The sequence below is a fragment of the Pseudogracilibacillus sp. SO10305 genome (assembly GCF_037072005.1).
Lineage (GTDB): Bacteria > Bacillota > Bacilli > Bacillales > Amphibacillaceae > Pseudogracilibacillus > Pseudogracilibacillus intestinigallinarum.
On record NZ_JAXHDE010000002.1, the window covers coordinates 52,528 to 76,480 of the forward strand.

The 23,953-nt window shown below is 36.5% G+C and carries 19 protein-coding genes and 2 pseudogenes; 3 read left to right on the plus strand and 18 right to left on the minus strand.

Annotation, left to right across the window (positions count from 1 at the left end; genetic code table 11):
* Positions 1-89: 89 nt before the first annotated feature.
* From SPD45_RS02895 to galU, 8 genes and pseudogenes are all read right to left on the minus strand, one after another.
* Positions 90-476: a Rid family hydrolase gene (locus SPD45_RS02895; protein WP_336266128.1), complete on the minus strand. Its 387-nt coding sequence runs from the start codon at positions 474-476 to the stop codon at positions 90-92.
* Between the two features lie 76 nt (positions 477-552).
* Positions 553-921, minus strand: a complete 369-nt coding sequence (locus SPD45_RS02900; protein WP_336266129.1) for a Rid family hydrolase — start codon at positions 919-921, stop codon at positions 553-555.
* Between the two features lie 47 nt (positions 922-968).
* A complete protein-coding gene (locus SPD45_RS02905) occupies positions 969-1,325 on the minus strand; it encodes a RidA family protein (protein WP_336266130.1) in 357 nt (118 codons plus the stop codon).
* A 414-nt stretch (positions 1,326-1,739) separates the two neighbouring features.
* Positions 1,740-2,057 (minus strand): annotated as a pseudogene (locus SPD45_RS02910) (ATP-binding protein); the annotation flags it as partial.
* Positions 2,058-2,174: 117 nt separating this feature from the next.
* Positions 2,175-2,426, minus strand: a complete 252-nt coding sequence (locus tag SPD45_RS02915; protein WP_336266131.1) for a hypothetical protein — start codon at positions 2,424-2,426, stop codon at positions 2,175-2,177.
* 112 nt (positions 2,427-2,538) lie between these two features.
* Positions 2,539-2,693: pseudogene (locus SPD45_RS14385) on the minus strand (ATP-binding protein); the annotation flags it as partial.
* A gap of 117 nt (positions 2,694-2,810) precedes the next feature.
* Positions 2,811-3,977, minus strand: a complete 1,167-nt coding sequence (locus SPD45_RS02920) for a nucleotide sugar dehydrogenase (RefSeq protein ID WP_336266132.1) — start codon at positions 3,975-3,977, stop codon at positions 2,811-2,813.
* A gap of 14 nt (positions 3,978-3,991) precedes the next feature.
* On the minus strand, positions 3,992-4,858 hold the full coding sequence (galU, locus tag SPD45_RS02925) for a UTP--glucose-1-phosphate uridylyltransferase GalU (protein ID WP_336266133.1): 867 nt from the start codon (positions 4,856-4,858) through the stop codon (positions 3,992-3,994).
* A 267-nt stretch (positions 4,859-5,125) separates the two neighbouring features.
* On the opposite strand from galU, the gene SPD45_RS02930 reads away from it, so the two are divergent.
* Positions 5,126-6,064 (plus strand): LCP family glycopolymer transferase, encoded by a 939-nt coding sequence (locus SPD45_RS02930; RefSeq protein WP_336266134.1) that lies wholly within the window; start codon positions 5,126-5,128, stop codon positions 6,062-6,064.
* Between the two features lie 172 nt (positions 6,065-6,236).
* On the opposite strand, the gene SPD45_RS02935 is transcribed toward SPD45_RS02930, so the two are convergent.
* The 4 genes from SPD45_RS02935 to SPD45_RS02950 form a co-directional block, all read right to left on the minus strand.
* Positions 6,237-7,250, minus strand: coding sequence for a nuclease-related domain-containing protein (locus SPD45_RS02935; RefSeq protein WP_336266136.1), 1,014 nt, complete (start codon positions 7,248-7,250; stop codon positions 6,237-6,239).
* Between the two features lie 232 nt (positions 7,251-7,482).
* Positions 7,483-8,379 (minus strand): AEC family transporter, encoded by an 897-nt coding sequence (locus SPD45_RS02940; protein ID WP_336266137.1) that lies wholly within the window; start codon positions 8,377-8,379, stop codon positions 7,483-7,485.
* Between the two features lie 115 nt (positions 8,380-8,494).
* Positions 8,495-9,712: a CynX/NimT family MFS transporter gene (locus SPD45_RS02945; RefSeq protein WP_336266139.1), complete on the minus strand. Its 1,218-nt coding sequence runs from the start codon at positions 9,710-9,712 to the stop codon at positions 8,495-8,497.
* Between the two features lie 27 nt (positions 9,713-9,739).
* A complete protein-coding gene (locus tag SPD45_RS02950) occupies positions 9,740-10,429 on the minus strand; it encodes a FadR/GntR family transcriptional regulator (protein WP_336266140.1) in 690 nt (229 codons plus the stop codon).
* 228 nt (positions 10,430-10,657) lie between these two features.
* Between SPD45_RS02950 and SPD45_RS02955 the strand changes: the two genes are divergently transcribed.
* The gene (locus SPD45_RS02955; protein ID WP_336266141.1) at positions 10,658-11,458 is read left to right on the plus strand and encodes a sulfite exporter TauE/SafE family protein; all 801 of its coding nucleotides are present in this window, start codon (positions 10,658-10,660) and stop codon (positions 11,456-11,458) included.
* 43 nt (positions 11,459-11,501) lie between these two features.
* Complete coding sequence (locus SPD45_RS02960) at positions 11,502-11,657, plus strand: lmo0937 family membrane protein (RefSeq protein ID WP_336266142.1); 156 nt, start codon at positions 11,502-11,504, stop codon at positions 11,655-11,657.
* 12 nt (positions 11,658-11,669) lie between these two features.
* Here SPD45_RS02960 and SPD45_RS02965 read toward each other — a convergent pair whose 3' ends face one another.
* The 6 genes from SPD45_RS02965 to SPD45_RS02990 form a co-directional block, all read right to left on the minus strand.
* Positions 11,670-12,821 (minus strand): winged helix-turn-helix domain-containing protein, encoded by a 1,152-nt coding sequence (locus SPD45_RS02965; RefSeq protein WP_336266143.1) that lies wholly within the window; start codon positions 12,819-12,821, stop codon positions 11,670-11,672.
* A gap of 266 nt (positions 12,822-13,087) precedes the next feature.
* Positions 13,088-16,375, minus strand: a complete 3,288-nt coding sequence (locus SPD45_RS02970) for a CapA family protein (protein ID WP_336266145.1) — start codon at positions 16,373-16,375, stop codon at positions 13,088-13,090.
* Positions 16,376-16,634: 259 nt separating this feature from the next.
* A complete protein-coding gene (locus SPD45_RS02975) occupies positions 16,635-18,338 on the minus strand; it encodes a hypothetical protein (protein WP_336266146.1) in 1,704 nt (567 codons plus the stop codon).
* A gap of 92 nt (positions 18,339-18,430) precedes the next feature.
* Positions 18,431-21,943: an adhesive domain-containing protein gene (locus tag SPD45_RS02980; RefSeq protein WP_336266148.1), complete on the minus strand. Its 3,513-nt coding sequence runs from the start codon at positions 21,941-21,943 to the stop codon at positions 18,431-18,433.
* A 315-nt stretch (positions 21,944-22,258) separates the two neighbouring features.
* Entirely contained in the window at positions 22,259-23,389 is a 1,131-nt protein-coding gene (locus tag SPD45_RS02985; protein ID WP_336266149.1) for a winged helix-turn-helix domain-containing protein, read from the minus strand.
* 321 nt (positions 23,390-23,710) lie between these two features.
* Complete coding sequence (locus SPD45_RS02990) at positions 23,711-23,941, minus strand: transposase (RefSeq protein ID WP_442961985.1); 231 nt, start codon at positions 23,939-23,941, stop codon at positions 23,711-23,713.
* Between the last annotated feature and the right edge of the window lie 12 nt (positions 23,942-23,953).

Below are 23,953 nucleotides of genomic sequence, written 5' to 3' on the forward strand. Positions count from 1 at the left end.
CTGAGAAATGTATTAACTTACATTTCTCAAAAGATTCGTTAATAAAACTTAATTAAAAAGTACTGATTGACTAGCATTTATTAGAGAGTCTAGCCCTTAAGGTGAGCTACTCCTTGTAACTCTACAAAATGTGAAGGATGACCAAGTTTTACTACAACATCATTTGTTGCAGGAAATGACGATTCAAAAAACTTATTTCTTAAACGTAAACATTCAGGTGCATACATTCGATCGCCTATATATTGATTAAACATAACAACATCTTCACGTTTAGCTCCAGCTTCTTCTAATACTGCATCAAAATTTCGGTATGCTGCTGCTAATTGCTCCTTTGGATCACTATAAGCTGAACCATCTTCTTTTGTACCACAAATACCTGAAATGAAAATAAATGGACCAGCTTGTCTGAATGGCAACCAATTGGTTCTTCCTACAATATCTGGAAGTTTAGGTAATGTTTCTTCTTTAGAGCTCATCTTATATTCCTCCTTACTATTTTATGTATTAATCTACTAGTTTTAGATCTCGTTTATATCCTATAAACAACTAATTTCACCCTTTATATGCAACTCCACTTAGGTTTACAATATGATTAGGATGTCCGAACTCTTGAATTAAACAAATAGTTGCTGGAAAGGGCTCTTTGAAAAATTCATTCTTCAAACGAACTACCTCTTTTAAATAGTAACGATCAGAAACTCGTAATGTAACTTGTACTACCTCTTCTCGTTTAACCCCTGCCTCTTTTAGTGCAACATCGAAATTATCAAATGTTTGTTGAATTTGAATTTTAGCATCATCACTATAACTATCCGTATTTCCGGTTTGACTAGATAAAAAAACAAGTGAATCCTCTTCCTTAAATGGCACCCAATTCCCACTCTTTACATTGGGCATAACCAAATATTCATTTTTTTTCACTTTAATACACCTCCAATAAATTTTAACTATTCCGAAAATTCAACTTATTATTTTAAGTAGGCTATTCCTTCTAACTCTATCATATATAATCGATGCGAGAGCTCTGAACAAATGCCCATACTTGCAGGGAAAGGCATGGTGAATGATTCGTGACGTAAACGTAGTGCTTCAGGAATATAAATTCTGTCCGCATACCATTGAGTCAACATGACAAGATCCTCCATTTTTGCACCCGCTTGATCTAAAACTTGAGCCAAATTAGCATATGCATCTTCTACTTGTTCTACTGGGTCAGTACTAATTGTTCCATCACTTTTAGTCCCAACTATGCCAGATACAAAAATATAAGGACCTGCCTTTCGAAACGGTACCCAATTTTTTTCTCTTACTATATCGTCATTCATATTTATATCCTCCTTACTTATTTTGATATCATGTTTTAAAAATAGTACAAGGTAATTAAAGTTTGAAACTTCTGAAAATTCAATCCAAAAGAATCTACTTATTTTTCATTGTTCGATAACTCCCCTACGAAACATTTCAATACACTGTAAGCGGTTACTTATAGATAGTATAATAGTTTATAATTATAGTTGCAAATTCTTTTTTGTTATAAGTATATAGTTTCTTCCTATAAATAGCGTATTGTGGATGTTTTTTACCACTCTTTGCATATAAATGTACCAATACATGCAGCGGTGTTACAATGTATTCAAATGGTACAAATTTCGTTTGAAAACTGTGCCTTATTTCGGTTTATTGTGTTTCTTTAATCCCAAATTTTTCCCTCATAGGGAAAGAGCCGTCTAAAAAATACCTTATGAATTGTGAATGATGCGGTCCAAAATAACCTCTGCCAATGTATCATCACCTAGTTTTTCGTACCATTCCTGAATATCTAATTGCAAACATAATATATTCGATTTCTTCGCAGTATGACGTGCATTGATAATTTCAAGTATGAGTGTTGCTTCATCTTTTGTTAATTCAAACAATAGCCATTCACCAAGAATTAAAACATGCCCTTTAATTAACTTTTTCATTAGCTTCGTATAACTTCCATCTGCTTGATGCCTAGCGATTTTAAATACCTCTAAGAAGTCGGGTAACCGAGTATGTTTCACGAGATAAAATTGTCGACACGATTGTAATTGCTAACCATATCTTCCATGCACCAGAAACACCTTTAAATGCGATGTCACGTCCTTCTTGAATTTAGTTACCGGTTGATAATTTCATTAGTAAATCCTTATTCAATTATTCAATTTTCTGTCTGCGTCATAAAGAATATTTTCGATCGATGCTTCTTCCGGAAATGCTGCCTGCTTCAATAACCTACCTAACTTATTACTTTTTTGGATGCTTTCTTCATGATCTAGTAAGATTCTTAATAATTCACCATACTCCTTATCTTTGAATGATCGATTCATAAATAAAGCTTCATAAGACTCTGGCACTCCTGGTATTTTAAGCGTTTTCATTTCATTGTAGTTTTGTTGGTTCATTTATTTTCCCCTCCATAATAAGATACACCACGTGTAAAGCCTTAATTTTCATCAATTTGTTTAGAAGCTTGTGACCGTGTAACCGTCAAGTAATATGTTACAGTTTCGTTAATTAATTTGGAACACTTTTTTGTTCAAATATAGTTTCTCTATGTTTCATCCGGTAACTGTTCTCATTCAAATGAATTATTTCAACCCGGTGCATATTCCGATCTAATATTCCTGCACTTATAGCTGGTCCTCCAGTAATTCGCCCCATTCTTTAGGGTGTAACCGTCAAGTCTTCATAAAATTTTCAACACCATAAGACAGATACTTTTATAAAATGCTTAACAAAAAGAGTAGATTATTGGATGTTATTTGCCCAATAATCTACTCATATATTTAATCCCTACTAAAAACATCCCGTGTATATACTTTATCTTTCACGGACGTCAATGCATCGTCAAGTCGATTTGCTACGATAACATCTGCAATAGATTTAAATGTTTCAAAATCATTTACTACTTTTAATCCATCAAATAATTCTTCCTCAAGAACAGGTTCATAGACAATTACTTCAATTCCCTCGTTCTTAATGTGATGAATGACATCTTGAATTGCAGACTGTCTAAAGTTGTCAGAACCCGTTTTCATCGTTAAACGATAGATTCCGACTGTTTCAGGTTTACGTGAAATGATTTGATCTGCAATGTGCTTTTTTCGAGTATCATTCGCATCGACAATTGCTTGAATTATATTATTTGGAACATCTTTAAAGTTTGCAAGTAGCTGTTTCGTGTCCTTTGGTAAACAATATCCTCCATATCCGAATGAAGGATTATTATAATGATCCCCAATACGTGAATCGTGCCCTATACCTTCCACAATTTGCTGTGTATCTAATCCTTTTAATTCTGCATAAGTATCCAATTCATTAAAGAATGATACACGCATTGCTAGATAGGTATTCGCAAATAATTTAATTGCTTCCGCTTCTGTCGAATCCGTAAACAGAATAGGAATGTCTTTCTTTTCGGCTCCTTGAGCTAAAAGATTTGCAAAAACCTCTGCACGTTCTGATTTCTCTCCTACAATAATACGTGATGGATATAAGTTATCATATAATGCTCGTCCTTCACGTAAAAATTCAGGAGAAAAAATGATATTGTTCGTATTGAACTTCTCGTTAATTGCTTTTATATATCCTACAGGAATGGTTGATTTAATAACCATTGTTGCATTAGGATTATATTTTAAAACATTTCCTATAACTGTTTCAACCGAACTCGTATCAAAGTAATCTTGTTCTGGATCGTAGTTCGTCGGTGTAGAAATAATAACATATTCCGCATCTTTTAACGCTTCTTCTACGTCAGTTGTAGCTGTTAAATTTAAATTCTTTGTTTGCAAAAAATCCTCAATTTCAGGATCAACAATCGGTGATTTTTTATTATTAATTAAATCAATCTTTTCTTCAATTATATCTAATGCGATTACTTCATTGTGTTGTGCTAGAAGAACAGCATTTGAAAGCCCAACATAACCAGTACCAGCGACTGTGATTTTCAATTTACCCATACCCCTTATAGTTTTGTAACAATATCTTTTAACATTTCCTTTACTTCATCGCCAAATTCTTCATTATTAATTGCAAATTCAATTGTAGTCCGAATAAAGCCTAATTTCTCTCCAACATCATAGCGTTTTCCTTCAAAATCATATGCATATACTGGCTCTTCTTCATTTAACATTTGAATCGCATCCGTTAATTGAATTTCTCCTCCTGAACCAATTTGATGTTTTTCTAAATGTTTAAAAATTTCCGATGTTAAGACATATCTTCCCATAATTGCTAAATTTGAAGGTGCAGAACCAATTTTAGGCTTCTCCACAAATTGATTAACTTTGTATAATCGGCCATTTTTTTCAGAGGGATCAACTATACCATATCTATCCGTTTCATTTTCGTCTACTTTTTGCACTCCGACAACGGATGCCCCTGTTTCATTATAACGATCAATCAATTGTTTTAAACCAGGGGTTTCAGCCACGACTATATCGTCACCAAGTAATATGGCAAAAGGCTCATCACCGATAAATTTCCTCGCACACCAAATAGCATGCCCCAAACCTTTTGGTTCATGTTGTCTAATATAGTGAATATCAATTTCAGCCTCACGTACTTTTCTTAATAATTCAATCTTCCCCGATTCTTCAAGTGACTTCTCTAATTCAAAATTCGAATCAAAGTGATCCTCTATTGCGCGTTTTGTTTTACCTGTAACTATTATTATATCTTCAATTCCAGCTGCAATTGCTTCTTCTACAATATATTGAATTGTAGGTTTATCGACAATTGGTAGCATTTCTTTCGGCATTGCTTTAGTCGCTGGTAAAAATCTAGTCCCTAAACCTGCAGCAGGAATAATAGCTTTTTTTACTCGTTTCATGCAAATTCCTCCATTTCTATCAACCCAATTATAATTATAAGCCTTATTATCTTGTGATAGCAATCTATAGAATCATGATAACATTTTAATTTTTAAATTTTCAACTTCATTATAACTTCAATAATAATAGCTATTCTTGAAGATATATTTTATAATATAATAAATTAGTAGTATCTATTATTTTTTTATACAAATTATCGATTTATCAAAGTCTTATCAAAAACACTAAATATTTTTATATACTCTTGAAGGGAGAAACACTCAACTATGATAAATGGTAGAAAACAAAAAAGAGCAAAGAAAAAAGGTATGACATGGAAAAAATGGCTTCTATTAATTATTGGAATTTTTGTATTAGCAATCGGAGCATTAATTGCTAAAGTTTATATCGACATAAAGCGTACGGCATCAGATATTCACGAGATTATCCCTGAACGTCCTAAATCTGATATGCGAGATTCCGAGATTGCATTCGGCAATCAAGATCCTTTTAGTATTTTACTATTAGGGGTAGATGCTCGTGAAGGAGACGGTGGTCGTTCGGATACAATGATCGTAATGACTTTAAACCCGAAGAAAGACTCCTCAATGATGGTAAGTATTCCACGGGATACATTAACAGAGATAGTCGGACAAGGAAATGAAGATAAGTTAAACCACGCATATGCATTCGGTGGCGTTAAGATGGCACTAGATTCAGCAGAGAATTTAATGAACATTCCTTTAGACTATGCAGTCCAAGTAAATATGGAAAGCTTTAAAGAGATAGTAGATGCGGTCGGTGGTGTCGATGTAAATAACTCTATCGCATTTGATGGTTTCAGCGAAGGTAATATCCATTTAAACGGTGAAGATGCTCTGGCTTATGTCCGTATGCGTAAACAAGATCCACGTGGAGACTTCGGTCGTCAAGATCGTCAGAAACAAATTGTACAGGCAGTGATGAAAGAAGGTGCATCTGTCAGTAGTATTATGAACTATAAAGATATCTTTGATTCTATCAGTGCTAACGTGCGTACGAATTTAGATTTCGATGATATGGTAGATATTCAGAAGAATTACCGTGGCGCAGTGAAAGACGTTCAGCAATTATACTTCGAACGTGGAGAAGGCCAGATGATTAATGGCGTTTGGTACTATATTATGAATGATGAAGAATTAAATGAAGTTTCTACACAACTCCGCGAACACCTGGAGTTAGACTAATGAAAACCGCCTGTCCATTGTGGTGCTGATCACGATGAACAGGAGGGTTTTTGTTTATGATGTAAGATTGTTTGGTTGGGATTTTATGACTTTTGTGCGTATTCTTGCAACTCTACCCCACATTCTTGCAACTTCACCCTGCATTCTTGCAACCCCATCCCCAGGGAGAGCATTATCTACTTACGCTCGCTCTTTTCCAAAGGTCGACTGAGGCATTTTGTGGAAATTGGTCGAAGGCTGGGCGATGGTACTTGCGTAACTTTGTTTTCCCAGTTGCTTCAAATGGTGAGTTTTTTAGAATACGACTAACTAACCACATTTTTTCACGGCCCAATTGCAACCATACTCGGCACTGTTCGTTGTTCATCGTATCCCCAATCAACAGGAAATAATCATATAATTTCTGTATATGTGCTTCTTTATCATTGATTTCACAATAACTACAGCGCCAAGTGCCGTAGGTACGTGACATTTTTCGGTTGCATATTGTACAGCGAATCCCAAATTCAAGTTCACTTGTTCGTATATGATGTTGATCTAGCACGTTGATGAGAAGTGGATCGTTTTCCTTTTTTAATAGATGAGCAATTTTTTTAATGTCGACGGTTGATAGCATGTCATTGTTGAATGATTGATATATTTTTTCTACTCGATAAATAACTTCTTCCAGTGTAACGAAGCAGTTCGACAGTTCATCGTTCTCACTATCATGTTTTAAGAGAGCTTCATCGTTTGTCGAGACAGCCAGTGCGACTATTGGGACGTGATAGCCATGAAGTGCTAACCAATGTTTCAAGTTTTTTCGTTGTGTAAATGCTTGAAGAACGGGATCCTTATAAGCTTTTGTTTTCCCATCAAAAATTTGCACTAATTGGCGCGTATCCTTTTGGTATAAGATCTCCCCACGAATATATTTTGATTCTAGAACAATGATTACTTTGGATGTGAGTAATATTTTATCCATTTGAAACCTTGTTTGTTTCATACCTTTCAATCGTATATCTGAAATTTGTTCATAGTAACTTGGCAGTAGATTCAGTTTATAATCTAAGTTTTGCTCTCCAGTAAATCCGGAACGATATTTATAATATGATGCTAAAATTTCTTCTTTTCCCATGTACCCTTGGGAAATATTTCTTATGAGCGCTTCATATGCTAATAATATTTGTGGTTTCATTCGCAACATCAGTATCCCCACCCTTTTTATACTAATGTAAACGATATAGTGAAATGTGACAAATCACTGTCATGAAGCCATTTTTGTAAAATTTACTTTCTCATAAAAATTAGTATACCTTTTTATATTTTACGGTGGTTTTTACCCAAGAAATATGAAAATTTAAACGGAATTGTGTCTAAATTTCAAATTTAAATAAATTAAAAAAAACGAATTTGCCACCTTAGCAAATTCGTTTTCCTCACAACACAACATTCAATAAAACACTTAGCGAGACAACACTAATTACTGTCGAAATGAATGTAATGCTTGATACGAGATCTGGTTCCGTATCAAATTCAATTGCGTACATCGTTGTCGTCGCTGCAGTTGGCATACCTGCAATGATTATTAAAATGTATCCGATGAGTGGATCGACATCAAACATCCATACAAATAAAATGGCGACAATTGGAGCGATAGCCATTTTTAAGACGACACTTGATATGATGACTTCCCAGTTCATTTTTATTTTCGTCATCGAACCGAGTTGTAACCCTAAAATAAGCATCATTACGGGAATCGCTGCATCCCCGACCATAGAAAGTGTCGAGTACATTTCATTCGGAATAGACACATCTAATAATTGAAAGCCAATCGCTAAAAATGCAGCATATGTCGTCGGCATTTTCATCACATTTAATAAAGCCGTTTTCACACCACTCGTATTTCTTGATGCATAATAGATTCCAAAGAAGTTATTTTGCAATGATTGTACGACCATAATAAAAATCGCATATGGAACAGCCTGCTCCCCAAGACTAAATAAAACAACAGGTAATCCGTAGTTTCCGGAGTTCATAAATCCAGTTGCTAAAATTGCGGCGCTTTCCGTCTTCGTTTCCCACTTAAAAATTTTCGCTAATATTTTATTTAGCCCGACCATGACATATAATAATACGAACATAAAAACAAAAATAACGATATAACTATCGTCAAATTCGGCATCGTATAGTCCGACAAACACTAATGCCGGGGACAATATGTATAAACTTAAAGTAGAAACAGAACGTACATCGACTTCGCGGAATTTCTGTAAAATGAAGCCGACAGCAAACACCATAATAATTGGTAAAATAACGCTAATAAATAATCCCATGTATGACATCCTTAATATGTAAATATTCAATATTTCTATTATACTATAAGAAATGTTAAAAAAAGATGATTTTGCCCCTTCCTCCAAAATCATCTTTTTTGTTTACACGCGTGCTTTAACTGATTCGTCGTTTTTGTACATACGACACTTGTCCATTTTTCCCTGCGGACATACCGTTAATCATAATGACAATTGCTACAATAATAAGTAACCCTAAAGGAATCGTCCATCCACCTGTCGCATCTTGTAAAGCACCGACAAGGACTGGTCCTGTTGCTGCAAGTAAATATCCGAATGATTGTGCCATTCCTGACATTTCTGCTGCTTCTTTTCCGTCTTTCGTACGTAAAGTGAAAAACATCATCGATAAACTAAACGCACTTCCGCCAGCAACTCCAAGTAAAACGGCTGCAATTGGGATGATGAAGGCACTGCCTTGTAATAACCCTAAAATCCCTAAAATAAATGCGGTCGCCGTTGCGATACTGAGGCCGACTTGGTCCTTCATTTTCTCTGCAATGATCGGGACGACAAACGTACATGGGATTAACGCAAACTGCATTAAAAACACGATCCACCCTGCCATCGATGCTGAGTAATTTTTAGAAATTAAAATATCTGGCATCCATGTGATAAGTGTGTAATAAATAAGTGACTGTGACCCCATGAAAATCGTAATTTTCCATGCGAGCGGTGAACGCCATAAATTACTTTTTTCTTTCGTTCTCACTTGCACTTGCTCTGATTTGTTTGCACCTTTTAATTGAGGAATCCATAATAATAATGAAATAATGCCTAATACACCCCAAAATGCTAGCGCACCTTTCCAACCAAAGTCGCCCATATTTGAAATGGGCACACTTAAACCTGAACCAAGTGCACCGAATACATTCATAAAAATGGCGTAAATCCCTGTCATTAACCCTATTTTCAGTGGGAAATTCATTTTAATAATAGCTGGAATAAGGACATTTCCAACCGCGATAGCTAGTCCAATGAACAATGTTCCCGCAAATAAAAACCCTACTCCTGTGATGGAACGAATACCCGTACCAATCAACAATAAAATAATCGATAAGAAAATTGTCCATTCCATTCCAATACGATTTGCAATTTTTGGGGCAAATGGACTTAAAAACGCAAACGCTAAAAGTGGTAACGTCGTAATTGCTCCTGCTACTGCATTGGACATACCGAGATCATCTCGAATGAACGTAATAAGTGCCCCGACTGATGTGAGCGGGACACGTAAATTCGTACTTACGAGCACTACTCCAATTAAAAGGAGCCATGCCGCTTTATTATCTTTTGCCGCTAAACTTTCGTTAGACATGCTAACCCTCCATACTAATAAATAATACTATCCTTCTACTTTTTCCACATAGCCACGTAATTCATTAAAATATTTACCGACGATGGCGCCTGCTGCTTCGACATTTCCAGCCTCAATCGCCCGAACGAGCCCTATATGAAACTCATTATCATGTAATAAATCTTTCTCGAGTTCTATCATCTGTTCAACGAAATCGTACACGACATCAAATAACGGCTTGTACATATCGAATAATAATTGGTTTCCTGATGCTTCTACGATACTCGAATGAAATAAAATATCTGATTGTATAAATGCCACGCGGTCTTCTTTGTCTGCCGCATGTTGACATGCTTCCAATGTTGCATGCATCTTTGTAAAGTCCACCTCTTCAAAACGTTCTGCGGCTAATTTTGCTGCTTGTTTCTCCAAAGCGAATCGAACATCTAACGTTTCTATCATTGCCGCTTTTTTTGCATGGCGTTCCAATGCAACACCAAGCGTATTTTCCGCTCGTACAATCGTCCCGCTTCCTTGTTTCGTTTCGAGTAATCCCGCATGCACAAGTGCTCGAATCGCTTCGCGTAATGTATTTCGGCTTACATCAAACTGTTCCATTAACACCATTTCAGGTGGAATTTTTTCCCCAACAGCCCAATGTCCTTCCTCAATTAACGACTCAATTTGTTCTGCCACTTGCTCGACTAATGACATACGGCTCGTCTTTTTAATGACCATCGAAACACCTCCCGCTTCATGTTCTCTTTTAAAAAATCTCGTTCTTTTTCCGACAAACTAAAAGTTGTAGGATGATTGGTATATTGGATATATTAACAAACAAATTGAGCAAATGTCAAAGTTTCCACTTCAGACATCTATAATGTCGATTTCCGTTAAAAAAGTCCCCTTCTATTTACAATCGATTATAATTCCACGATAATAAACACATTGGACAAATTGGAGGAGATGGCCATTTTTATCATTTATTTCATCATCGGACTTTTCGCATCTATCCTCGGTTCGATGGCAGGCATTGGTGGGGGAGTCATCATTAAACCAATCCTTGACACAATCGGCCTTGATGACGTATCGACGATTAGTGTGTTATCCGCATCGACCGTCTTTGCGATGGCTGCCATGTCATTAATCACCATGCTATTTTCGAAAAAACTACAAGTTCGTTTCAAAATTGCAAGTTTATTAGCTATTGCATCGAGTATCGGTGGCATTATTGGAAAAGGCATGTTCAACCGCCTTCTCGAATCATTTGCACAACCAGATATGCTCGCGATGATGCAATCGATAATTTTAGCATTTTTAATGATACTCATTTACATATATCAAAAGAAAAAATACGTGTGGCGTACATTTACATTGGAAAAAGCGCCCTTCATTTTAATGATTGGGTTTACACTCGGACTCATAGCTGCCTTTCTCGGTATTGGTGGAGGACCATTTAACGTCGCGATTCTATCACTCTGTTTTTCTATGACAGCGAAAGAATCGAGTATAAACTCGCTTTTTATCATCTTCTTTTCCCAGCTGTCTTCGATTATTACGACAAGTGTGACGACAGGTTTTACTGAACTTGATTTAACGATGCTTCCGTATATCGTCATCGGAGGTGTCGTCGGTGGACTAACTGGTAGTGCCCTTTTATCTCGAGTTACGAACACAATGATTGACCGCGTATTTACGACTGTCATTTTCATCATTATTTGTATCAATCTATTTAATGCAATAAAATTGCTTCCATCTTTAGTTTAAAATTTTTCTGAAAGGGAAAAATAGAACAAAGGAGCGTGAGACTATGGCAAATATTATTTGGGCACTCATAGGTTTACTCGTTTTATTTTGGGTTGTCGGGTTAGTTGCAAAAGTCGGTGGCGCCATCATTCACTTCTTATTAGTTGTCGCCATTATTTTACTCATTATCAATCTCATATTTGGACGAAAAGGCACATGAAAAAGGAACGAGCTAATAAACGCTCGTTCCTTGTAATGTACCATCAATTGGTAAGCCATTATCATACCAATCTTGAATCATTTTATTCGGTTCTGAACCAAATTCTTCCTCTAACATCGTCTTTAACTTCTCATATTGGTCTGTCACACAGCCTAATTCTCCAATGATGTGATACAACTTCATTAAAGCCAAATATGTATAATCAACTTTCGGATGCTGCATTTGAATTTCTTTTGTGAAAATGATTGCTTCCATATATTTCCCATGCTCGACAAAACATTTTATTATTTTACGAACAATCGACAAAAATTGTAAACGGCATTTCTCTTGTAAATTTTTCTTCCATTCATATGGCTCATCTTCTAAGTAATCCCCGATGTACATGTTTTTCAATACATTAAACTTTTTTAAGATAAGTAATTTATCGCAACCATCTGCTAAATCATTCGAAATATCATTATACAACTGTCCAAAATGCATCATATTACAAGTTATATTATGGTATTCCACTACATATCCTTGTACACTCGTATGAATATGAATACCAATGTTTAATTCACGTAATAATTTTCGTAAATAATAAATTGCCGCATATAAATTATCATACGCATTTTCCATAGGCATGTCCGGCCATAATAGTTGAATTAATGTTTCTTTATGGACGATTTCATCCCCATGTTGAATTAAATATATAAGTAATTCTCGTGTTTTTGCCGTACGAAACTTAATATTTGTGATTTCTTTTCCGTCCTTTTTAAAGTGAAACCTTTTAAACATATTCACTTCTGTTTCAGGATAAATTGGAAACATGATGTCTTTTTTAATTTCTTCTTCTAGTTGCTTAATCTTTTCATATGTATATGGTTTTTCAATATATTTAATTGCTTTCCCTTGAAGAATATTCTTTTTATCTTTGTCTTCATTTTCGCGAATATATACTAAATGTGCAGTTAACTGATGATTTGCCAAGTATTGAATAATCTTGATGTTTACACATTTAGGTACATCGATGTTCATGAAAATGACTTCAGGTTCTAAATCTGCTAACTCCATAGTATCGAAATCCTTTGTTGCATAAGCTTTTAAAACATGAATGTTAGAAAAATGTTCCTGCAAAAACTGTACCGCTTCTTCTTCATGATCAATAATAACTGCTCGTAGCATATTATCCACCTCAAGTCTGTAACTAAATGATTGCAATAAATAAACATTGACTTATTAATTATCTTAACATAATTGTTTCAATATCGTTACTTTTATGTTACAGAATGAACACTTATACTTATTTCATGCAAATAAACCGGAAAGATTAATAAGTCTTTAGATTCGTTTTACTGTCAATAATTTACAGAAAACATAAAAAATAGAATGAAACAAGAAAGATTTTATAGGTCACTAAAAAGCACCTCATGTTTTACGTATTATTCCTTTTACAAATCAAGTACATAATAATATCTCTCTTGTTCATCTTGCATTTTTGTTAATTGGGTCGATTGGAAGCTTTTTAATATATATGTACAATGTTCGAATTGTTTTCTATCCACAAACTTTGGTTGCCAAAACGTTTTTAAATTATTCGTATAAATTGGATAAAGACGTAACTCAAAACGATTGTCTTCGTATATGAGTTGTACAAATAAACTATATGGAGCAACATGTCTACGATTATACTCTCCATCACTATTAAACACGCCATTCCCTATACTATACACGACATATGTATCATGTACTTTTTCAATTTCTTGAATCATATGTGCACCATGTCCAATAATAACGTCTGCTCCAGCTTCCACTAATGAATGAGCATATTGACGTTGCTTTTTCGATACCGTTTTAAAATCACCGCCCCAATGCGGAATAACGATAATAAAGCTTTCTGGATGATTCTTTTTCTCAAACCTTATTTGTTCAAATAAACTCCCACTCATATTCGCGACTCCTGGATTAGGCCCAAGCGCATAAAAGTCAAAATCGACATACATACTATTTCGATGCCAATATGCGTTAAATATAACGAACCTTTTTCCGTTCACTATTTTAACAAAAGGCTTTTCTGCTTCTTCCTGAGTATTCCCTGCCCCAACGGTAGCAATATTTGCACCCTTGAATTGTTCGATTGTCTCTACTAAATTATCTTTCCCTCCATCCATTAAATGATTGTTTGCTAGTGTTACAAGGTCAAATTTCTCTTGTTTAATAGCGGGAACCGTTTTATCTACATGTGCAAGTAAAACGAACGGTTTTCTTCTTCGTAAAAAATAATCATCGCTCTCTGATAAAGCCGCTTCAAAATTACATATATTGAAATCTCCTTCTTCTATTAAAGGGCGTATACGATCAAACGAATATGCCCTACCATATTTCTGTAATCCATCTAAACGACCTTGACGTTTCCGGATTCGCGTATAAAATTCACCAAAATATGTATCACCAATCATGTTTATTTTGTAGGGAGTTTTTTCCGTTTGATCAGCAACGACAGGAGTATCATATTTTTTCTTCTTCATGCTATCCAAAGATGCTTGAATTAATCGATCCCGATCATACATATCTTTTGCACCAAGTACGACGGTGACATATTTCTTTCCATTATTTTGTGTTAAAACTGCCCCTATCGAATGTAAATGACCGTAAAAGATTCCATGTGAAATAATTCCTTTATGAAATAAATTCGTTTTTGCCTCATATACTTCCTTACGGTAAAAACATATATTTTGTGCAAACCAATTTAAAGTCGTAGAATATCCATCAAAAAGTACTTTTGCTGCTTTATACAGATCAAGCAGGGTCATACGCTGTTTTTTGTTCGTAATACGACGTCCTGTTACATTTCCAATCGCAGCTTGAGAAATGCTTAAATGCTTTCCTTTTTCCTGAATCATCGCCATTGCCTTATTATTATTCCCTATTACTTGATTCGCTAACATTAATAATGTGTTTGGTGCATATTGTATAATCGCCGTGGATAAAATATCTCCAAGTGCAATCTCCTCTCCCTCCACTAACGGAACAGCATTAGTGGAAGTTGTTTCTTTCAATGCTTGACGTCCCGGCTTGTAACGTTCATTCACAACTAATTCTTTTGCGAATAACTTTTCCATTATAATTTGCAATAATAATAAATGACCGACTCCGTGATTTTGTGTTGCTTGTGGGTTTCCACTCATTCCAACAACAACATTTGATTCAAGCTCAAAAGTCATGGCACCTGATGCTGTTGCATATGGATGGTCAATAGAGTATAAAAGATTTCCTTTTTTCTCATGTAGTGATGTCAATAAATGCTTTTTCACAAACTTAAAATCACTAGAACGAGGCGAACCTTTTACAAGTAAGAAGTCATCTTCTTTTATAAGAGGTGCAACTGCCTCCGAGAGTAATTTACTATTTTCAAAATACCCTCCAATAATCGTTTCGGGTAATTTTTTTAATAAATATTTCATCTCTGGTCCATGTGCAAATACAAGATCAATTCCTGCTTGTAAAATTGGGTCTACCAATGCTTCATGTTGCCTTTTCGCCTCTGCATCCCCTAAATATTCAATTCGGCCTAAAATGGCAATTTTCTTTCCACTATAATATGGTGCTTGACGACCAAATAAATTGATTGTTTCAATCATAGCAATGCCTGTAGCATTCCAACTATCATCTAACATCGTACATTGTTTTCCATTTGGTAGGGAGATCTGTTCGAACGTTTGTATTCCTTCTGCTGGTTTATATGTTTCAACAAAAGGAATTACTTCCTGTAAAGGAAAATTCCAATGTTTTAAAACAGTTAGTACCCCTATTATATTTTGTACCATTGCTTTACCTAATAAATATGTAGTAAATGTCACTTCTTCCCCTAATATTTGCACATGAACTTTCGCTTCACTTCGTAATTCTTTATAATCTATTAAAAAGCTGTCACACGTATCATCGATTCCATATGTTAAAATATTCTCATTATATCTTTCTACAGACTCTTTTAATACGTCAAACTCTTTCGTTTCTTTGTTAATAATGACTGTACCCTCGTTATTCATTCCTTCTGCAACTCGTGCTTTTAATTTCGCTGTTTCATATGCTGTCTTCGCTTGTCCACCGTCGATAGATGTAATAAGTGCTACATTCGGAGGATAATTTTTTAAAATCCCCCCTTGTTTCATCCACAATCCAGATACAGCTGATTCAACTACCAAATAATTAGGATTACTGACAGCACATGCAATTGTTAATGGGACTCCTGTTCTTGTATTATGATTTCCTCTAGTCGCAATGACAGAATCGAAGTTTGTTAATATATGATTTAATAAATTTTTCGATGTGGACTTTCCTGCGGTACCTGTGATTGCAATCATTTTCCCAGTAAATTTTTCGTATGCATAATTACCGAGAATTTGTATTACTTCATATGTATTTTCCGTAATAAATTGTGGAATGTTTTCATCTAACGAAGGAATCGGCTTTTGTGCAATGACACCATCAATCTTATGCTGAAATGTTGTCACGATAGTATGAGTATCTGTCCATCCAGCATAAATCCCTTGATTTCCTGAACCTAGATGCCATGTATCTGAATCAATTGCAATAAATAATTTCTTTCGTTTCCTTTCTCTATTCACATCCGTCTTTGAAATTGTTACAGTTTCGATAAACCACTTACTGGTAGGTTCTCTATACCAATATCCATCAAATAAGTTTTCTATTACATCCTTCGTGTATACTGTTGGCATGATAAACCCTCTTTTCTATTAGTAAAAAACGAGACAGTCCCCCTATCTCGTTTACTCTACATCATTAATTTCACGATACGATATAAAGGTCAGCCAATATTAATCGTAATTGCGAGAACAAATGTTATAACAATAACCATTAAAAAATTGACATGTTTATTGCTTTCTTAATCAGCAACCTCTTCATCATCTTGAATGATGCCACGTGCTAATTCTGCTTAGTTCTTTTCCTCATCCATCTGTATCATGACTTTTTCTATTAAACATCTAATATAGGTGCTTCGATGTTCGTTTGTTTCCCTATCCGTTCATGATAATATTGGCAATATCCAGATAAATAATGCTCCACATCATCAATACGAACTCTAAACGAATGGTGACGGATAAAGAATCCATCTAAAATAAGACTTGGTTGTTTCATATACATCGCTTGTTCCGGATAAAAAAATCCAACCCGCTGAAATTCTGCACGACGGTCAATCGTTTCTACTAAAAAATCTTCATCGAAGTTATTTAATAAATATTCTTTTCCTAATTCTTTCATACGATGAATCATTTTATATGCAGCCATCGTTAGTTCTAAAAATGTCGGGAATGTCGTTTCACGATGATAAATAAACTGAAGACGATTATGACAATTTTTTAAACCAAATTCAAAATAGGCATCATCAGGTGCATAAGTAACTAATTCATTTGCCGCATAACTTAACCAATGATCATGATATTTCCAGTAATCTTTTTTTATAAAATAATCGAAAGAATCTTTTACTTCCTCTAGCCATTGTGACTCTTTATCTAAAGCATATAAACGCAATAAGGCAAAAATTGCTTCCCCTTCATAATAAATAATCCGATTCATCTCTTTTATTTCAAAACCTGGATATTGAAGGACGTGAATAAAACTACTATCTGGTAGCTTCATTTCAATTATGCCACGAGCTAATGCTTGAGCGATTTCTAAGTAATTGTCATTCCCTGTTACCGTCATATATTTAGTCATTGCCAAAATTGCCGTCGCATTGGACCCTAATTTTATCTCTCCATTGTTCGCATGTTCGACGACAAAGGCTGTATCTTCTTTTTTATATACAATGGCACTATCAATTAAATAATTTAATCCACGCTCCACTGCTTGTACTACCTTTTCATCGCGTATTATTTCATACCCTTCCATCATTGCATATAACGAACTAGCGTGGCGTAAAATGTTGTAGTTTGCAATTGACTTACCGAATGCAGAAAAATAGCCATATTGGAATTTTCCATTTTCTCCTACTTGTCTCGTTAAAAACTGCGTCGACTTTTCAATAAGATGTGCTACTTCATCTTTCATGTTTGTTGTTTTCCTTAAACCATTCGACAATGATCCATTATATAATTCGTGAATATATTCTTCTGTGCGTTCTTTAAAATAACTTTTTGTTTCAAATATGTATACATTTTTATTCCTATAATGCTCTTTCATAAATAGGAGTTTATTACTCTGTTTTACTTTCAAATAATGGTTCACATTTTTATCGTGAAGGCCGATTTTTTTATTTGGGAGTTGACGGATTAAGGCATTCCCATTAATTTCTTGTTCTAAAAAAGCAAGTTGAAATTGCTCATCAAAAGCAATGCCATAGCGAAAATAATTACGACGAGTATTGGCGATTTTTTGTTCTAATTGCTGAAATGGAAGTTGTTCCACATTCGTTACGTAATCTATCTTCATCCATTCAGGATCTAAATGATTTTTCCTCACAAGTTGTATCGCTTTTTTTTCTAAGTTTTGAAACACTTTATCAAAAGATTGATTGATTTCACATAATACTCTTGCGCGAATAAAAGGATTTCCGATCGATAAGAAGCAAATAAATTTTGTTTCTGCTTCGATTTGGATTGGTTGAATCATGGGGGCAATTTTTTCTTTTAAGTCTGTTAATGCTGTCGTTATATAACTTAAGTTTGTTTGAGCAATCAAAACGAACCCTCCAATTCTATTTTTCTGAATTTTCTAAATTAATATAGCCTATATCTCATTATGAAATATAGGCTATATTTTATCAAGATTTATTACCTGTTTTCGCTATCGCGGCGTCTCTTCGTTGATAGAATTCCACCTAATCCAGCAAATAATGCGACTAATCCACCTAATAACCAGTTGAATGTGTCACTTGCCGTGTTTGGTAAAATTTGTCCATTTCCGTCCGTTGTACCTGATGATCCAGAACCACCATTGTTGCCATTAGGGATAATTTCTACCCCTTCATCTGAATCACCATTACCTATTGACTGAACTTCAACAATGACTGGATCTCCTGATTCATTACCTTTCCATTGTTGTACAGTTAATTCTTCGCCTGCTTTTGCGGCTCTATTTAACTCTACTTCAAAGGAACCATCAGGTTTTACAGTTGCTCTACCTAATTCATTTCCATCAGCATCTGTTACAACGATTGTTGCTCCTGGTATTCCACCATCTCCAGTTACTGTTGTGTCACCATCAGTAACATCATCGACGCTTCCTATATCAAGATCACCATCAGCATCGGCATCGGCATCGGCGTCGGCGTCGGCGTCGGCGTCGGCATCAGCATCAGCGTCGGCATCAGCATCAGCATCGGCGTCGGCGTCAGCATCGGCATCAGCATCGGCGTCGGCATCAGCGTCGGCGTCAGCGTCAGCATCGGCATCAGCGTCGGCATCGGCGTCAGCGTCGGCATCAGCGTCAGCATCGGCGTCAGCGTCGGCGTCAGCATCGGCGTCGGCATCGGCGTCGGCATCAGCATCGGCATCAGCATCAGCGTCGGCATCAGCATCGGCGTCGGCATCGGCGTCGGCATCGGCGTCGGCATCGGCATCAGCGTCGGCGTCAGCGTCCGTATCATCAATTGGTAATACATTAATAGTTGTTCTTTCACTTACTTGCTCATCTACAATTTGTACTAAAGTAATTTCAGTACCCGCTGGTAATGTTTCAGCTAATTCAAGTGTGAATACACCATTATTTTCAATTACTTCTAATGAACTGAATAACGCGAATGTAGCTGAACCAGCTATCGCTCTGCCAACTTCTTCTCCATCAACATATGCAATAACCGTTGCACCTTCAATAGCCTCACCTGTAATCGTCGTCTGATCTTCATAAATATCATCTGCAATAGGTGCTTCAATAACGATTACTACATCATCATCTCCGTCTCCATCAGCGTCAGCATCGGCATCAGCATCAGCGTCGGCATCAGCATCGGCATCGGCATCGGCGTCAGCATCAGCGTCGGCGTCGGCATCAGCATCAGCGTCGGCGTCAGCATCGGCGTCTGCGTCGGCATCAGCATCAGCATCAGCGTCGGCATCAGCGTCGGCATCGGCATCAGCATCGGCGTCAGCATCAGCATCGGCGTCAGCATCAGCGTCCGCGTCGGCATCAGCGTCGGCGTCAGCATCGGCGTCGGCATCGGCGTCAGCATCAGCATCGGCATCGGCGTCGGCATCAGCATCGGCATCAGCATCAGCGTCGGCATCAGCATCAGCGTCGGCGTCGGCATCAGCATCGGCGTCAGCATCGGCATCAGCATCAGCATCGGCGTCGGCATCTGCGTCAGCATCGGCGTCGGCATCGGCGTCAGCATCGGCGTCAGCATCGGCGTCAGCATCGGCATCGGCATCAGCATCGGCATCAGCATCAGCGTCGGCATCAGCGTCAGCATCGGCGTCGGCATCGGCGTCGGCATCAGCATCGGCGTCCGCGTCAGCATCAGCATCGGCGTCAGCATCCGCATCGGCATCGGCGTCAGCATCGGCGTCGGCATCAGCATCAGCATCAGCGTCGGCATCAGCATCGGCATCGGCATCGGCATCGGCGTCAGCATCCGCATCCGCGTCAGCATCCGCATCAGCGTCAGCATCCGCATCAGCATCGGCGTCCGCATCTGCGTCGGCATCGGCATCAGCGTCGGCATCAGCATCAGCGTCGGCATCAGCATCAGCGTCGGCATCAGCATCAGCGTCAGCGTCGGCATCGGCATCAGCGTCGGCGTCGGCATCAGCGTCAGCATCGGCATCGGCATCAGCATCGGCGTCAGCGTCGGCATCGGCATCAGCATCAGCGTCGGCATCGGCGTCAGCATCAGCATCGTCTACATCGACCGTCACACTAATTGTTGTTTCATCTTCTGATCCATCAGGGTACGTAATTGTAACAGGAATATCTATTGTATCACCAGGATTCGCATCTTCGGGTGCCGTCACAGTTACTGTTCCTGTGTCTGGATCAATCTCTACTACCCATCCTTGAGGAAAATCAGTACCATCAGTAATTTCAAATGTAGTTTCCTCCGGTAAATCTGTATCACCCGTTTGTTCTAACACTTCTGTTTCACCAGGTAAAATTGTGAGGCTATCATAACTAGGATTATACTGATCAGCTAATAATGAACAGTCTTCTCCTTCTTCAACTGTTACAGTAATATCATCACTTGCTTCTAAGGAACTTAAAAGTGTTAAATCAATTGCGTTATCTGAAACAATTGCACCTTTCACTTGTGCTCCTTGTTCACCTACATCACCAATCGTACAACTATTAGCATTATTAACTTTTACAGATGGAATAGATACAGTGAAATTTCCTAACGCTTGTACATGTGCTAAATCTGTAGATAAATCAAGCAGACCATCTGTTAACTGGTCTAAAACCCCTGTTACTTCACCTACTAAACTAGTAACTCCTCCCAGCACCCCATTAATTGCACTATTAAGACCACTGATTATCAGTCCTACACCCGGTACACTTTCTGCTCCTGGGAGTATTGCTAATTTCACGCCATTTAGAGCACCTACTAGATTTTCCAATGTCTCGATTACAACATCATTAACGGCTGTTTCTAAATGTTGTCCAAGTCCATCTGAAAAGTCTACTATTAACTCTCCATTCTCTCCGATTGTAACAGCTTGAGTTGTATTATATTGTAATACATCAGAAATCGCTTGATCTAAATTATTTAATGCTGCTAACGCCTGTTCTAATTCGGAAATACCTTCTATTGTTAAAAGGCTGTTTGGAATAATTGAGCTTTGAAGATCATCCACTACTTTCAAAATATTTCCCACTAACCCAGTAGCTGTTGATGTAATTCCTCCAATAGCTTCATTCAGAACTGGTAAATCATCCATTGTTACAGCGGTTAAATCAACCGAAACATTCGCATCACTTGCAACAATTTCAATTTGGTCTTGAACTTCTTGTGATAACCCAGATAAGTCTAGTTGGAAAACTGCTACTCTGTCTGGTCCTAATAGTTCAAGATTTGCTAATGATTGACCACTAACCTCTAACGCAAAATCGTTTGTATCATTTGCTGTTGCGGTAACATTAGTCGATTGAAGTAAATTAACTTCTGCTAATGTAGCCGCACTTACATAATGATTCTCAAACCCCGGCACATTCAAGTTGTTTAAGGCTGTCGTTAACGGGAATGATAAAATTAACGTTGTTGCAGCAACTGCCGCAGTCTTACGAATATACCCTTTGCGGCGTTTGTTATGTATATTTAGCCGTCTTTTATAGTCAAAATTCTTCTTGGACATCAATCGCATCCTCCTCAAAATATAATTATCTATTCGCTTTTTGTCGCTCTAACGCAACATATAGTTCCAATCATGCATTTCTCCACCACATTCCCCCCTTGACAATGATTAGAATATTTAGATAATTCTCACATACAAATAGCATAAAGGAACGACCTAATCACCTAACTTACATCATAATAGTCTGAACATTTACAAAACATTTACAAACTCTTCTCAAAACCTTTTCAAATTCTTTTCAATTTCTTTACAATTTCTTTACAATTTCTAAACACTGTCCACAATAAAAAACCTTACTATCTTTCTAGTAAGGTTTTAAGCGTACTGCATTTTAATCCAATTTTGGTACCACATTTTAATCGATTCATTTGGCTCTGTATTAAATTCGTCATATAACATCGCCTTTAACTTCATATATTGCCGTTCGACATTTTCCATATCGCCATACTTACTATACAACTTCATTAAAGCAAAATAAGAATAATCCATATACGGATACAGTTTTTGGATATCTAATGAAAGTAAAATTGCATTTGTCACATCGTCCTGCTCTATAAACAATTGAATTATTTTACGAGCAATGGATAAAAATTGGATGCGACATTTTTCCTTTAAATGTTCTTTCCATACGTAAGATTCTTCTTCTAAATATTCTCCACTATACAATTGTTTTAATCGGTTGAATTTATGAATTAAAACTTGTTTGTCCACTTCCTGACGTATATCGCTCATGATTTCTTCATATAATTGGTCAAACTCCATCACATCACATGTCACATTATGAAATTCTACTTCGTACCCATTCACATGTGTATTAATATGGATACCAATATGTAATTCGGAAAGTAATTTTCGTATATAATAAATCGATGCATATAAATTATCATACGCTTTATCGACAGACGCATCAGGCCATAATAATTCGACTAATACATCTTTCCGAACGGTTTCACCATAATGTTGAATCAAGTAAATAAGTAATTCACGTGCTTTTGCTGTGCGCCATTTTATATTTAATAAGTTATTTCCTGCTTTTTTTATATGAAAATATTTAAATAAACATAATTCAGTTACAGGATAATTTGGATAAATGATATCATCATTAATTTCTATCATTAACTTTTCTAACTGCTTTTTCGTGTACGGTTTTACGATATATTTCACCGGTGTTTCATGTACATACGTCTGTGCTAATGCTTGCTCATCTTCTTTTATAAATACGAGATGCGCTAATAACTGATGATTCGATATATATTGAATGAGGTCAATATGAATACATGTTGGTTCATGAATATTCATAAAAATAATTTCTGGTCGCAATTTTTCTAATGTTTGTAATGTAAATGCATTCGAAGTGAATACTTTTACAATATGTATATTCGTTAGCTGCTCACTTAAAAATTGTACCGACGTTTCGTCACGATCAATTACGACTGCTCGTATCATTTTTCTCCCTCCAAATCCCTAAAACCTTTATCATTGTTAAACAAAAAATAAACAAGTTATTCTTAACAGTTTATCATAAATATGCATTTAATTTACCACTTTATGCCAAAATGATTCCTTACTCTTATTTTCGAGATTTTTTTTAGTTAATAATGCTTATTTTCATGCTACTCAAAACTCTAACTTTGTGGGGTCACTACCGAGCTGGTGGTTTGCTCTGCGGTTGAAAGCCTTCATTACCGGCCTCAGCCTAAAAGGCACACTGAACGGTCTCCCTTATGCACCACATCCACGCACGAATTCTTTAAGAATCTTTTATTGCTATCTTTTTTTATTTCGTTGTCCCATAAATGGATCGTATTCGAATAATGTTAGTTGATCGCTTATATAATCATCTTTCAGCTGATTTCTTATATATTCCTGGATTTGATTTTTGTTTCTTCCTACTGTATCCATAAAATATTCTCTACACCAAAACCTCCTATTTCCATTTTGTGGGAGGTGATTAGCTTTATGGTTGCATTCTTGCAACTTCGAACCACATTCTTGCAACTTCGACCTGGA